11 protein-coding genes are annotated in these 14,140 nt (G+C 61.7%); 1 reads left to right on the forward strand and 10 read right to left on the reverse strand.

The features are described from left to right. Positions 1-22: 22 nt before the first annotated feature. The 3 genes from PMI25_RS20965 to pmbA all read right to left on the reverse strand — a co-directional run bounded on the left by PMI25_RS20965 (position 23) and on the right by pmbA (position 3,350). On the reverse strand, positions 23-1,399 hold the full coding sequence (locus tag PMI25_RS20965; protein WP_007967197.1) for a class II fumarate hydratase: 1,377 nt from the start codon (positions 1,397-1,399) through the stop codon (positions 23-25). Continuing rightward, on the reverse strand, positions 1,380-1,787 hold the full coding sequence (locus PMI25_RS20970; RefSeq protein ID WP_007967195.1) for a hypothetical protein: 408 nt from the start codon (positions 1,785-1,787) through the stop codon (positions 1,380-1,382). Before PMI25_RS20970 ends, PMI25_RS20965 begins: the two co-directional genes overlap by 20 nt. 216 nt (positions 1,788-2,003) lie before the next feature. Further along, positions 2,004-3,350, reverse strand: coding sequence for a metalloprotease PmbA (pmbA, locus tag PMI25_RS20975; RefSeq protein ID WP_007961590.1), 1,347 nt, complete (start codon positions 3,348-3,350; stop codon positions 2,004-2,006). A 108-nt stretch (positions 3,351-3,458) separates the two neighbouring features. Here pmbA and yjgA point away from each other — a divergent pair, with 108 nt between their 5' ends. Next, positions 3,459-3,983 carry a ribosome biogenesis factor YjgA gene (gene yjgA / locus PMI25_RS20980; RefSeq protein WP_007961589.1) on the forward strand — a complete coding sequence of 175 codons (525 nt, stop codon included), beginning with the start codon at positions 3,459-3,461 and terminating at the stop codon, positions 3,981-3,983. 51 nt (positions 3,984-4,034) lie between these two features. Here yjgA and tldD read toward each other — a convergent pair whose 3' ends face one another. The 7 genes from tldD to mreC all read right to left on the reverse strand — a co-directional run bounded on the left by tldD (position 4,035) and on the right by mreC (position 14,037). Beyond that, the gene (gene tldD, locus PMI25_RS20985) at positions 4,035-5,477 is read right to left on the reverse strand and encodes a metalloprotease TldD (RefSeq protein ID WP_007961588.1); all 1,443 of its coding nucleotides are present in this window, start codon (positions 5,475-5,477) and stop codon (positions 4,035-4,037) included. A gap of 4 nt (positions 5,478-5,481) precedes the next feature. Then, a complete protein-coding gene (locus PMI25_RS20990) occupies positions 5,482-6,342 on the reverse strand; it encodes a carbon-nitrogen hydrolase family protein (protein ID WP_007961587.1) in 861 nt (286 codons plus the stop codon). 58 nt (positions 6,343-6,400) lie between these two features. Then, positions 6,401-10,204, reverse strand: a complete 3,804-nt coding sequence (locus PMI25_RS20995; RefSeq protein ID WP_007961586.1) for a YhdP family protein — start codon at positions 10,202-10,204, stop codon at positions 6,401-6,403. A 75-nt stretch (positions 10,205-10,279) separates the two neighbouring features. Then, on the reverse strand, positions 10,280-11,737 hold the full coding sequence (gene rng / locus PMI25_RS21000) for a ribonuclease G (protein ID WP_007961585.1): 1,458 nt from the start codon (positions 11,735-11,737) through the stop codon (positions 10,280-10,282). Between the two features lie 58 nt (positions 11,738-11,795). Beyond that, on the reverse strand, positions 11,796-12,392 hold the full coding sequence (locus PMI25_RS21005) for a Maf family protein (protein ID WP_007961584.1): 597 nt from the start codon (positions 12,390-12,392) through the stop codon (positions 11,796-11,798). Between the two features lie 44 nt (positions 12,393-12,436). Further along, the gene (gene mreD / locus PMI25_RS21010; protein WP_007961576.1) at positions 12,437-12,928 is read right to left on the reverse strand and encodes a rod shape-determining protein MreD; all 492 of its coding nucleotides are present in this window, start codon (positions 12,926-12,928) and stop codon (positions 12,437-12,439) included. Beyond that, positions 12,928-14,037, reverse strand: a complete 1,110-nt coding sequence (gene mreC / locus PMI25_RS21015) for a rod shape-determining protein MreC (RefSeq protein ID WP_081755227.1) — start codon at positions 14,035-14,037, stop codon at positions 12,928-12,930. Before mreC ends, mreD begins: the two co-directional genes overlap by 1 nt. Between the last annotated feature and the right edge of the window lie 103 nt (positions 14,038-14,140).

Here is a 14,140-nt window from a genome sequence, read left to right on the forward strand (position 1 = left end):
GCCTCCAAAGCGGTTGCGGGATTTACACGCCGCCGGCGGTGAGTTTCTCGGGATTGAGCAACTCTTCCAGTTGGCTGCGCGACAAGTCAGTGTGTTCCAGGGCGACGTCGATCACCGGACGCCCTTGCTTGTAGGCCTGCTTGGCGATTTCAGCGGCTTTCTGGTAGCCGATGATCGGGTTGAGCGCGGTGACCAGAATCGGATTACGCGACAGCGCTTCCTTGAGCCGCGACTCGTTGACCTTGAAGCTGGCGATGGCCTTGTCACCAAGCAAACGGCTGGAATTGGCCAGCAGCTCGATGCTGCTCAGCAGGTTCTGGGCGATGATCGGCAGCATTACATTGAGTTCGAAGTTGCCCGACTGGCCGGCGATGGTGATCACCGAATCGTTGCCGATCACCTGTGCGGCGACCATGGCGGTGGCTTCCGGGATGACCGGATTGACCTTGCCCGGCATGATCGACGAACCCGGCTGCAGGCCCTCCAGCTCGATTTCGCCGAGACCGGCGAGCGGGCCGGAGTTCATCCAGCGCAGGTCATTGGCGATTTTCATCAGCGACACGGCCGTGGCCTTGAGCTGACCGGAGACCGCAACGGCGGTGTCCTGCGAGCCGATCAGGGCGAACAGATCCTTGCCCGGAGTGAATTGCACATTTGTCAGCTGACTGAGCTGGCGGCTGAAACGCGCAGCGAATTCCGGATGCGCATTGATCCCGGTGCCGACCGCCGTGCCGCCCTGCGCCAGCGATTGCAGGCTCGGCAGCAAATCCTGGAGATGAGCGATGTTGGCCTTGAGTTGCTGCGCCCAGCCATTGAGCACCTGGCTCATGCGCACTGGCATCGCGTCCATCAAATGGGTGCGGCCGGTTTTGACGTGGTGGTGTACCTGTCTGGCTTTGTTTTCGATGACCTGCACCAGATGCAACAGCGCCGGCAGCAGTTGTTCGTGCAACGCCAGGGCGGCGCTGACGTGGATGGTGGTCGGAATGATGTCGTTGCTGCTCTGGCCGCAGTTGACGTGATCGTTCGGGTTGACCGGCTCGCCGAGCAGGCGGCTGGCGAGGGTCGCGATCACTTCGTTGGCGTTCATGTTGGAGCTGGTGCCGGAACCGGTCTGGAAGATATCCACCGGAAAATGCTGCATGAAATCGCCTTCGAGCAAGCCTTGCGCGGCGTCGCTGATGGCCTTGCCTTGCGCGGCGCTGAGCTGATTGAGTTCGACGTTGGCCCGGGCGGCGGCGGCTTTGGCGAGGATCAGTGCGCGAATGAATTGCATCGGCATCGGCTTGCCGCTGATCGGGAAGTTATCCACTGCGCGCTGGGTCTGCGCGCCGTAGAGAGCGTCCACCGGCACCTGCAGTTCGCCCATGCTGTCGCGCTCAATACGTGTCTTGGTCATCGGTAAATCCTTGGACTAATTCAATGAGAGGAATCGAGGGAAGCAATTCGCAGGTCGCCAATTGCCAGGTGTAGCGTTGCCAGCGCTGGAGCCGGCAGTTGCACAGCGACAGGCGCTCCATTTCACGCAGCGGGCGCCAGGCTTGATCGAGACACAGGCTGCGCCAGTGCCACGGCAAGGCAATGTCGGTGGCTGTGTCGATCAGCAAACGGAAGGAGGTTTCAGCGATGGTCCACGGGGAAGTTGCCGTACAACAGGCCAGATAACGGCCTTCGGCCAGGTAATGTTCGATCAGGCGCGGTTCGTCAGGATCCATCGCGCAACGGATCTGGCGACTCATCCAGCGCCAGCTTTCGAGGTACGGCTGCTCGTGCAAGGCAGAACTCATGATCCGGGACTCGTTCGGAGATGAGATTCATTATTAGATGATAATGAGAACCAAAACAAGAGCGCTGTGTAGGAGCTGCCGCAGGCTGCGATCTTTTGATTTTGCTTTTACACACAAGATCAAAAGATCGCAGCCTGCGGCAGCTCCTACAGGGCGGACATGAAAAAGGCGCGCCATCCGGGTGGATGGCGCGCCTTTTTTTGTGCAGATGGGAGCTTAGCTGCCCGCGACAGTCATCCGTTCGATCAACACCGAACCCGTACGAATATTGCTGCGCAGCTCCAGATCATTACCGACCGCGACGATCTGCTTGAACATGTCGCGCATGTTGCCGGCGATGGTCACTTCCTGCACCGCGAACTGGATTTCGCCGTTCTCGACCCAGAAACCCGCCGCGCCGCGCGAGTAATCGCCGGTCACCATGTTCAAGCCATGGCCCATCAACTCGGTAACCAACAAGCCACGGCCCATGCGCTTCAACAGCGCCGCCTGGTCTTCATCACCGTGAGTGACGAACAGGTTGTGCACACCACCGGCGTTGGCGGTGCTCGGCATGCCGAGTTTGCGCCCGGAGTAGGTGCCGAGAATGTACGACACCAACTCGCCCTTCTCGACGAACGGTTTGGCATAGGTGGCCAGACCATCACCGTCGTAGGACGCACTGCCCATGGCGCGCATCAGGTGTGGACGCTCATCGATGGTCAGCCATTCCGGAAACAGCTTCTGCCCCAGCGTGCCTTCGAGGAACGATGATTTGCGATACAGACTGCCGCCGGACACCGCCGACAGGAAGCTGCCGAACAAGCCGCCCGCCAGCTCGGCGGAAAACAGCACCGGCACTTCGCAGGTCGGCACCGGACGCGCGCCCAGTCGGCTCGCCGCCCTTTGCGCGGCACGCTGGCCGATGCTCACCGGATCCGCCAGCAGGCTGCCCTGGCGATTGACGTCATACCAGTAATCGCGCTGCATCTGGCCATCGGCTTCGGCGATCATCACGCAGCTCAGGCTGTGCCGGGTCGACGCGTAACCACCGATGAAACCGTGGCTGTTGCCGTACACTCGGCAGCCCTGATGCGTGCTGAGGGTGGTGCCGTCAGCGTTCTTGATGCGCGCATCGGCGTCGAACGCGGCGGCTTCACAGAGCAACGCCTTCTCGATCGCCTGTTCCGGGGTAATGTCCCATTCGTGGAACAGATCGAAATCCTGCACATCCCTGGCCATCAGCGCGGCATCGGCGAGGCCCGAGGCTTCGTCTTCAGAGGTATGTTTGGCGATCGCCAGTGCAGCGGCAACGGTTTCACGAATCGCGTCCGGCCCGGTGGCGGAGGTGCTGGCCGAGCCTTTGCGCTGGCCGACGTACAGGGTGATGCCGAAGCCCTGGTCACGATTGAACTCGACCGTCTCGACCTCGCGCTGGCGCACCGACGTCGACAAACCCTGCTCCAGCGACACTGCGACTTCACAGGCACTGGCGCCCTGACGCCTGGCTTCGGCGATGATCTGCTCGACCTGTTCCTGCAGTGCCGGCAATGCTTGCGGGCCGACGCTTTGAACTGCACTCATGCTCATCTCCACTCAAATTCTGCTTTCGGCTGGGGTCATCGAGCGACCGGGCCGGACAAGCGGCCCCCGACTGGTTATCATGGCGGCGTTTCTTTGCGGACTGCCACCATGGTTGATTCTTACGACGACTCCCTCGATACGGGAGAAAAAAGCAAATCTCAGGTCAAACGCGAGCTGCATGCTCTGGTTGACCTTGGCGAGCGCCTTACAACACTCAAGCCCGACTTGCAGGCAAAACTGCCATTGACCGACGCTTTGCGCCGGGCCCTGGCCGATGCGCCGAAGCACACCGCGAACATCGCGCGTAAACGGCACCTGCAGTTCATCGGCAAACTGATGCGCGATCAGGACACTGACGCGATTCTGGTCCTGCTCGATCAACTCGATGCCTCCACCCGTCAGTACAACGAGCGTTTCCACAACCTCGAACGCTGGCGTGACCGCCTGATCGCCGGTGACGATGCCGTGCTGGAGAAATTCGTCGTCGAGTACCCGGACGCCGATCGCCAGCAACTGCGTTCCCTGATCCGTCAGGCTCAGCACGAGGTTGCACATAACAAACCTCCTGCCTCCAGCCGCAAGATCTTCAAGTACATCCGTGAGCTGGACGATACCCAACGCGGCCTGCGTTGATACTCGCCATCGGGTGGCCGCCCTGCGCGCCACCCGCAGCTCCACCTCTTTTTATGCGCCTGTGCCACCCACGGTAATCGCATCGATTTTCAGCGTCGGCTGACCGACACCCACCGGCACCGACTGCCCGTCCTTGCCGCACGTGCCCACACCGCTGTCCAGCGCCAGATCGTTACCGACCATCGACACCCGGCTCATCGCCTCGGGGCCGTTGCCGATCAACGTCGCGCCTTTGACCGGCGCAGTGATCTTGCCGTCCTCGATCAGGTACGCCTCGCTGGTGGAGAACACGAACTTGCCGCTGGTGATATCGACCTGACCTCCGCCGAGGTTGGCGCAGTAGATGCCTTTTTTCACCGACGCGATGATCTCCGCCGGATCGCTCTCGCCACCGAGCATGTAGGTGTTGGTCATGCGCGGCATCGGCAGATGCGCATAAGACTCGCGACGACCGTTGCCGGTACGGGCCACGCCCATCAGGCGCGCATTGAGCTTGTCCTGCATGTAGCCCTTGAGCACGCCGTTTTCGATCAGCGTGGTGCACTCGGTCGGGGTGCCTTCGTCGTCGACGCTCAGCGAACCGCGACGGCCGCTCAACGTGCCGTCATCGACAATGGTGCAAAGCTTGGAGGCAACCATTTCGCCCATGCGCCCGCTGTAGGCCGAACTGCCCTTGCGGTTGAAGTCGCCTTCCAGACCGTGGCCGACCGCTTCGTGCAAAAGCACACCGGACCAGCCCGAACCCAACACCACCGGCAAAGTGCCTGCCGGTGCCGGGATGGCTTCCAGATTGACCAGCGCCTGACGCAGCGCTTCCCGGGCATAACCCATGGCGCGGTCTTCGGCGAGGAAATAACGGTAGTCGGTTCGCCCGCCGCCGCCATGTCCGCCACGCTCGCGACGGCCATTCTGCTCGACGATCACGCTGACGTTGAAACGCACCAGAGGACGCACATCGGCGGCCAGGCCACCATCGGTGGACGCCACCAGAATCCGTTCCCAGACCCCGGCCATGCTCACGCTGACCTGCTGAATCCGTGGGTCGAGGGCGCGGGTAGCGACATCAATACGCTTGAGCAACTCGACCTTCTCGGCGCGGCTGAGCACTTCCAGCGGATTGTCCGGCGCGTACAACTGCGCGACATCCTGAGTGCTGAACGCCTGCACCGTACCGTTCTGCCCGGCACGGGAGATCGAGCGCGCAGCGCGAGCCGCAGCACCGAGGGCTTCGAGGGTGATCGCGTTGCTGTAGGCAAAACCGGTTTTCTCGCCGGACTGCGCACGCACGCCGACCCCTTGGTCGAGGTTAAAGCTGCCTTCCTTGACGATGCCGTCTTCCAGCGACCACGACTCGGAAATCTGGCCCTGGAAATACAGGTCGGCAGCATCGATACCCGGGCCGGCCAGGTCACCGAGCACGCCTTGCAGGCTCTCGATGGTCACGCCGCCGGGCGCCAACAGGTGATCACTGACTGAGGACAACAACTCGCTCATAGGTTTACGCCTTAAATTCGTGTTCTGAGGCAGGACGCTGTGCGCCCTGCGAGAAAAACCGCCGATGACTCGTCACCGGCATTCGCGCCCTGATAGACGCTTGTTCATCACTGTCGCGTGCGGCCAACAATACCGCCTCGCCTTGATCCTGATGCGCCAGCACACGGCCCCACGGGTCGACAATCGCCGCATGACCGAAGGTCTCACGCGGTCCCGGGTGGGTCCCGCCCTGCGCTGCCGCCAACACGTAACACTGGGTCTCGATGGCCCGGGCGCGAATCAGCACGTCCCAGTGCGCCGCACCGGTCACTGCGGTGAAGGCCGACGGCGCGGTGATCAACTCGGCACCGGCGGCACGCAACTCGCTGTACAGTTCCGGGAAGCGCAGGTCGTAACACACGGTCAGGCCGACTCGGCCAACCGGCGTGTCCGCCACCACCACACCACTGCCATAAGCATAGTCATCGGATTCGCGATACCGCCCGCGATTGTCCGCCACATCGACATCGAACAGGTGCAACTTGTCATACCGCGCCACGGTTTCACCCTGATCGTTGACCAGCAGCGAACAGGCATGCGACTTGGCGTCCGGTTGCCCGAGCGGCGGCAGCGGCAAGGTGCCGGCCACTATCCATAACTTGAGGTCGCGGGCGGTCTGTTTCAACCATGGCAGGATCGGCCCTTCGCCGAACGCTTCGGCGCGGCCGATGTCGGCGATATCGCGACGGCCCATGGCGGCGAAGTTTTCCGGCAGCACCGCCAGCTTCGCGCCGCCGGCCGCGGCCTGTTCGAGCAGGCGTCGAGCCTGCGCCAGATTGGCCAGCACATCACTCTGGCTGACCATTTGAATCACCGCTAAAGACATGGCGCACTCCGTAACAGGTATGCGGCCATGCTACTCCATAGGCCTGGGATGTGGCTGTTCAAAAAGGCTTGTCGAAGGTGATTTTTGGCTCTTTCCACGGGCCTTTGACGGTGTATTTGACGCTGGCGAAGCGTGCGACGCGGTCGCCGATCAGCTTGTCGATCAGGAACAACGCCCCGCCAACCGCCGGTGCGCCGACGATCAACGCGGCAATCGGCAGGTTGTTGGTCACCGGCAAGGTCACCAGCAATTTCGCATCGACCTGATCGCCGACCAGATCCAGCGTACCGTCCAACTCAAGGTTGCTCGAAGGACCGGTCAGACGAATCGGCTCGCGGGTGACATACACGCCGTTATTTGCCACCAACAGGCCCTTGACCCGATCGTAGCTCAAGCCTTTGCCGAACAAGTCGGAGAAGTCCAGACGCAGGCGACGGCCGATGGAGTTGAAGTTGAGCAGGCCAAACACCCGCAACGCCTGCGCGCCGCCCTCCACTTCAACGAACTGACCTTTATTGAGCGAGGCGTCCAGCGTGCCGGAGAAGCGCTTGGTCGCCAGCCATGCCGGCGAACCCGGCCAGCGGCCATCGACATCCATGTGGAATTCTTCACTGGTCACGCTCGGCGCAAAGCCCCAGCCCTTGAGCACATCGGCGAGGTTCTTGCCGCTGATCCGGCCCTTGAACCAGCTGTTGGTCGAACCCGGCGCCCCTTCCCAGCCGCCATTGCCCTGCAACAGGATGCCCTTGAGGCCCATGTCCAGATTGTTCAGGGCAATACCTTTGGCGGTCGGGCGCACTTTCAGCGACCAGCCGCCCACCAGATCCGGGCCGAGGAACAACTGATTGATGGTGATATCCAGCGCGGGAATTTTCGTCGGGTCGACCGAAACCAGCGGATCAGGCGAATTCTCGTCAGCCTGCACCGTCGGATCCGGCGCTGGCAGGCGTACGTATTGCAGATTGACCGCGATCGGCGCGCCCTTGGCATCGGGCAGGCTGGCCGAACCCTTGGCCTGCTGACTGTCGAGCGCCAGATTCCACGCCCATGGCTTGCGATTGACCTGTACCGCAGCTTGATCCAGGGTGGTGCCGAAGGCTGTGAGCTTGCCCACCTTGAAGTCGGCACTGTTGAGCAATTGCTTGGCGCTGCCACCCGGGTCGTTGCCGGCGTATTTGCTGACCAGATCCTGCCATGGCGCAACGTCCAGCTCCGACAGCACACCGCGAATGCGCAAGCCCTTGGCATCCGGCAGAACCGCGTCGCCCGTACCGAGGAACAGCTCACCGCGACCATCGGCGATATTGCTCGGCGGCGCGGCGAAGGTGAAGCTCGCCAGTTGATCGTAGTTGACCCAGTAACGCCGCTCCGCACCTTGCAGGGTCATGCGGAATACCGTGTCACGGCCCTGCTCGGCCGACATGCCGAACGGCGCCGGCAGATCCACTGCCACACCCTTCATGCTGGAACTGACGGTCAGCTGACTGTCGGTGCCGTCGAGATTGACCTTCAACTGATACGGAAGGGTCCCGGACACCGGCAACGGCTGAGTCACGCCCAGCCAGTCAGTGAGTTTTTTGACTTCGACCTGCCCGGAAGCCGCGACCCGAGTCTTGAGCTTGTTCGGGCTGCCATCAGCGAAAATCTGCGCGGTCACGGGCTTGTCGAAAGCCCTGGCGGCGATGTTCTGCCCGCTCAGTCCCTTGGCGCTGTCGAAGCGGAAATCTCCTTTGAGCTGACTCAGTTCCAGCTTCGGCTCAGCCAGTTTCAGGCGTGCATTGGCGGTCTTGAAGTCAACGAGGATCTTCGGCTGATCGCCCTTTTCCAGCGGAATGTCGAGTTTGACCTTGCCCTGCAGATCACCTTCGCCTTCCCAGCCGGCAAAGGTTTCGCCGGTACCGATCGGTGCGGTCTGCAGAATCTTCAAGCCATCGCCCAGCCCGCCGGCAAATCCGCCGTCGAGCAACAAATGCGTGGGCTGCCCGGCCGGCACATGGGGAATGTTGACGAAGACGTCACTGACCTGGGTGTCGAGCAACTGGCCCTTGTCGGCCACGATGCGCACGCCGCTGTCCTCGATGAACACATCGCCGCTGACCTTGCTGACATGCGGCCAGCCCGGCTGGAACGCCAGTTCAGCGTCATGCACCTTGAAGAACAGGCTGATGCTGCGATCCACGTCCTTGGCGTTTTTGCTCAGCGAACCCTGGTACTGGAAGAAGCCTTGATCCACGGCGCCCTTGAGGATCGCCGTACGCAGCCACTCGTCGAGGGCCGGGCTCAAGACTTCGGGCAGGTATTTGGCGGTGTAGCGACCATCGCCATCGACCAGCCCGACGCGCAGGTCCATGTAGTCTTCCTGGCTATGGTCGAAGTGCAGGCGGATCAGGAAATCGCCGGCAATCTTGCCCTCTTCGCCCAGCACTTTCAGGTACGGCGCGATCAGGGTGAAACCTTCTTTGTCGAGTTTCCAGGTCAGGCGGGCGTTGGCCTGGATGTATTGCCATGGCTTGGCGAAGATCGGGTCGAGGTGCAGGACGAAATCCTTGCTGTCCAGGCGCAACTCGCCACCGTCGAGGTTGCCGCTGAGGCTGCCACTGACGTTTCGCGCCGCCGGTGCACCGTGATAGGCATCGAAACCGACATTATCGAGGTTGGCAGCGAAGCCGAATTTCAAGCCGTCGGTGGCGTTGGGCCGAAAATCCAGCAGCACGTTGTGCAGTCCACCCGTCACCTTCAGGTGGTCGACCACCGTGGCGACGCTTTCGGGCAATGGCCCCAGCGCATTGAGCAGCGGCGTGATCGGCGTCAGATCGAGGCGGTCGGCCTGCAAGTGCCACAGCTCATCGGCTTTATCGGTGGCCACCGTCTGCTTGAGCTGCACATGGGATTCCCAGCGGGTCTCGCCGAAGTTCATCGCCAGTGAATCGAGGGTGACGATCGCGCCCTCGTCATCGCGCTGGTAATAGCCGTTGAGCGCCAGATTGCTGATCTTGATCGGCTTGCGCTCGGCATAAGCGCCGGTCACCTGTGGTGCGTTCAAACGGATGGCAGCGTTTTGCAGGGCGCCGTCGTTCCAGTTCACCCACAACTCGCCGCCCGCCTTGATCTCGGAGAAATTCCACTGTTGGGTCAAACGCTCCGGCAGCCACTTTGACCAATCGCTTTGCGGCAGGCTGACATAACCCTCCACCGAACTGTCCGGCAATCGAGAGGGGCGAATCCGCGTACGCAGGCTCATCGCCACCGGTTGCCCGTCGGGCAAGGTCAGACGGGCGTCGAGACGCTGACGGCTGCTGCCGGTTTTCAGATTGAGACCGACGTAGGTAAAGGTCATCGGCGCCTGATCCAGCGGCTGCACGGTCACCTGACTGTCGAGCACCGACAGCTGCTGAACCATCTGCGAGCGATTGAACAGTTGCTGGGGATCCAGCGGCTGGTCGTTCTGCACCGGAAGGCCTTCCAGCGCCCAGGTGCCGTCCTGTGCCTCCTTGACGCTAATCTTCAGGCCGTTCAGTTCGAGGTGGGCAATGCGCACTTCGCGGGCCAGCAGACTGGCCCAGAGATCAGGCACCACGCGTACCCGATCCAGACGCAAGGCATTCGCGCCCTCACCGACCATCACATCATGGGCCAGCAGAATCGGCGCGAAACCGCTCCAGTTGCCTTCCAGTTCGCCGATCTGCAACGGCATGCCGAGCGCAGCGGTGGCCTTGTCTTCGATATCGGTGCGGTATTCCGCCACCAGCGGCGTCAGTTCCCGACCGAGGCTGACGTACAACGCCATCAACACCAGAACCAACGCGCACAGGCCCAGCCCCCAGCGGGTCAGTGCGGCCAGAATGCGTGTCAGACGCTCCATGTCAGTTGGCTCCCATGGCAAAAAAACTACTCAAAGCTGAGGCCAGCCGTTGTGGATTAAATGTGCTGCAGGGGTTCAGAGCAGCACCACGTCATATTGTTCCTGGGAATACATGGTTTCGACCTGAAAACGTATGGTGCGGCCGATAAACCCTTCAAGCTCGGCGACGTTACCGGATTCTTCATCGAGCAAACGGTCCACCACTTTCTGGTTCGCCAGCACCCGGTAACCTTCGGCCTGATAGGCCCGGGCTTCGCGCAAAATCTCGCGGAAAATCTCGTAACAGATGGTTTCCGGGGTCTTCAGCTTGCCACGCCCCTGGCAACTGCTGCACGGCTCGCACAGCACTTGCTCAAGGCTTTCGCGGGTGCGCTTGCGGGTCATCTGCACCAGGCCCAACTCGGTGATACCGATGATGTTGGTCTTGGCGTGATCACGTTCGAGCTGTTTTTCCAGGGTGCGCAGCACCTGGCGTTGATGCTCTTCATCTTCCATGTCGATGAAGTCGATGATGATGATCCCGCCCAGATTGCGCAGGCGCATCTGCCGGGCAATTGCGGTGGCGGCTTCGAGGTTGGTCTTGAAGATGGTTTCTTCAAGGTTGCGATGGCCTACAAACGCGCCGGTGTTGACGTCGATGGTGGTCATGGCTTCGGCCGGATCGACCACCAGATAACCGCCGGACTTGAGCGGCACTTTGCGCTCGAGGGCTTTCTGGATTTCGTCTTCGACGCCATACAGGTCGAAAATCGGTCGCTCGCCCGGATAGTGCTCCAGACGATCGGCGATTTCCGGCATCAGTTCGGCGACGAACTGCGTGGTTTTCTGGAACGTTTCCCGGGAATCGATGCGGATTTTCTCGATCTTCGGGCTGACCAGATCGCGCAAGGTGCGCAGGGCCAGACCGAGGTCTTCGTAGATCACGCTCGGCGCGCCGATGGTCTGGATCTGCGCATTGATCTGATCCCACAGGCGGCGCAGGTAGCGGATGTCCATGAGGATCTCATCGGCCCCGGCACCTTCGGCGGCGGTACGCAGAATGAAGCCACCGGCCTCTTTGATCCCTTCTTTGGCCACACAATCGCTGACCACCTGTTTGAGGCGCTCGCGCTCGGCTTCGTCTTCGATTTTCAGGGAAATGCCGACGTGAGCGGTGCGCGGCATGTACACCAGATAACGCGACGGAATCGACAACTGTGTGGTCAGGCGCGCGCCCTTGGAACCGATCGGGTCCTTGGTGACCTGCACCACCAGACTCTGACCTTCGTGCACCAGCGCGCTGATGCTCTCCACCGCCGGGCCTTCGCGCAGGGAAATTTCCGAGGCATGAATGAACGCAGCACGATCCAGACCGATGTCGACGAATGCCGCCTGCATGCCCGGCAGCACCCGGACAATCTTGCCCTTATAGATGTTGCCGACGATCCCGCGTTTTTGCGTGCGCTCGACGTGGACTTCTTGCAGCACACCGTTTTCGACCACCGCCACGCGCGATTCCATCGGCGTGATGTTGATCAGAATCTCTTCACTCATGGCAGGGTCTCGTTCAGGCATGTTCACGATAATGGCCGCATCTTGATTCGTACGACGCTCATTGCGCGTTCAGGTTTTGCCAACAGGGTATGCCGAAATGGCCCAACAGTTCTGCGGTTTCGCAAACCGGCAGCCCGACCACCGCCGAATAGCTGCCATTGAGCCCGGCGACAAACACCGCACCGAGGCCCTGAATGCCATAACCGCCGGCCTTGTCCCGGGGTTCGCCACTGGCCCAGTAGGCCGCCGCTTCTTCGCGGCTGATCGGGCGGAACCGCACCAGACTGCGCACCACGCGCGACTCACAGCGCTCGCCTTCGAGCACGGCGATGGCGGTCAGCACTTCATGCTCCTTGCCGGACAACATCATCAGCATGGCGCATGCATCGGCTTCGTCCACCGGTTTGCCAAGAATTTTGCCGTCGAGCACCACCGCGGTGTCCGCGCCCAGAACGCAAAACGCCGCGTCGGACACCCGCGTGCGTCGACCGGCCTCGGCCTTGCCGCGCGCCAGGCGTTCGACATAGGCCGAGGGCGATTCTTCGGGGAGCGGGGTTTCATCGATGTCCGCACTGATGGCGGAGAACGGCACGCCGATCTGCGTGAGCAACTCACGCCGACGCGGCGAACCAGAGGCGAGGTAAAGCGGCTTCATCAAGACATCTCCCTTGTCGAGGTGCGGGCACATGCCTGACCGAATCAGTTGATTTTGTAGCGCCGGCGCAATCCACGCAAAGCGAAGCTGACCCAAGGCCAGAGCAAGGCACTGACCAATGCCGGCAATACCAGCGCCAGAGTCGGCTGGCGATTGCCGGTCAAGGCGCTGAGCCACAATTGAACCAGTTGAGCGAGGCCGAAGATCACCAGGATCACCAGGCATTGCTGCCACATCGGGAACATCCGCAGACGCTGCTGCAACGACAGCACGAGGAAGGTGATCAGCGTCAGGATCAAGGCATTCTGACCAAGCAGATCGCCCTGCAGCACGTCTTCGGCCAGCCCCAGGCAGAACGCGGTGACCATGCCGACCGTATGCGGCATGTACAACGCCCAGAAGGTCAGCAGCAAGGCCAGCCACAGCGGGCGCAGGATTTCCATGAACATCGGCAGCGGTGAAACACTCAGCAGGATGCCGACGACAAACGTCAGCCAGACAATCCAGCCGTTACGCGAAGCAGTAGCCCCGACCATTATTCTTGCCTCCCGGTATTGGCCGGCGCAGTGGCGGGCGGTTTCGCCGCCGGTCGCGCAGCCGGATGGGATGCTGGCGGCTTGCTCGCCGCCGCTGGCTTGACCGCCGGTTTGGCCGGCGTAGTGCTGGCCGCAGCAGCAGGAGCTGGAGCGGCGGCTGCAGCTGGCGTTGCCGCCGCCGGTGGGTTGACGACTTTCGGCACCGTGGCCGGAAGCATCGGGCCACCGCCCTGCGCATCAAGATTTTCCTGGGCCTGCGCCGCATCGTTGGCGCGCTCTTCGGCGGTGCGGTTGTCGCTGAATACCAGCAGCAGGTAACGGCTGCGATTCAGCGCCGCGGTCGGCACCGCACGGACAATCGCGAACGGCTGGCCGGAGTCGTGAATGACTTCCTTGACCGTCGCCACCGGATAACCGGCCGGGAAGCGCTGACCGAGGCCGGAGCTGACCAGCAGATCGCCTTCCTTGATGTCGGCGGTATCGGCAACATGCCGCAGTTCCAGACGTTCCGGGTTGCCGGTGCCGCTGGCAATCGCCCGCAGACCGTTACGGTTCACCTGGACAGGAATGCTGTGTGTGGTGTCGGTCAGCAGCAGCACCCGGGAGGTGTACGGCATCAACTCGACCACCTGGCCCATCAGACCGCGTGCATCGAGCACCGGCTGACCGAGCACCACGCCATCGCGCTCACCTTTATTGATGATGATGCGATGGGTGAAGGGATTGGGGTCCATGCCGATCAACTCGGCCACTTCGACCTTTTCGTTGACCAGTGCGGAGGAATTGAGCAACTCGCGCAGCCGCACGTTCTGCTCGGTGAGGGCGGCAAGCTTCTGCATGCGCCCCTGCAACAGCAGGTTCTCGGTCTTGAGTTTTTCGTTTTCGGCGACCAGCTCGGTGCGGCTGCCGAACTGACTGGCGATCCCTTCCCACAGCCGTCCGGGCAGGTCGGTGATCCAGTAGGCGTCCATCAACACCAGCGACGCTTGTTTGCGCGCGGGTTTGAGCAGGTCGAAGCGGGCATCGACCACCATCAGCGCGACCGACAGCACGGCCAGCACCAACAGGCGCACACCCAACGAAGGGCCTTTGGCGAAAAGCGGTTTAATAAGCCGCTCCTCCCAGGCAAATGTTCTGTTTATTCATACGGCATCAAACCGGCCTGGATGAAGACTGACAGAAGATAAACGCCAACAGGCAGCACTGCAAAGT

This window comes from Pseudomonas sp. GM30 (genome assembly GCF_000282275.2).
In the GTDB taxonomy this organism is placed as follows: domain Bacteria; phylum Pseudomonadota; class Gammaproteobacteria; order Pseudomonadales; family Pseudomonadaceae; genus Aquipseudomonas.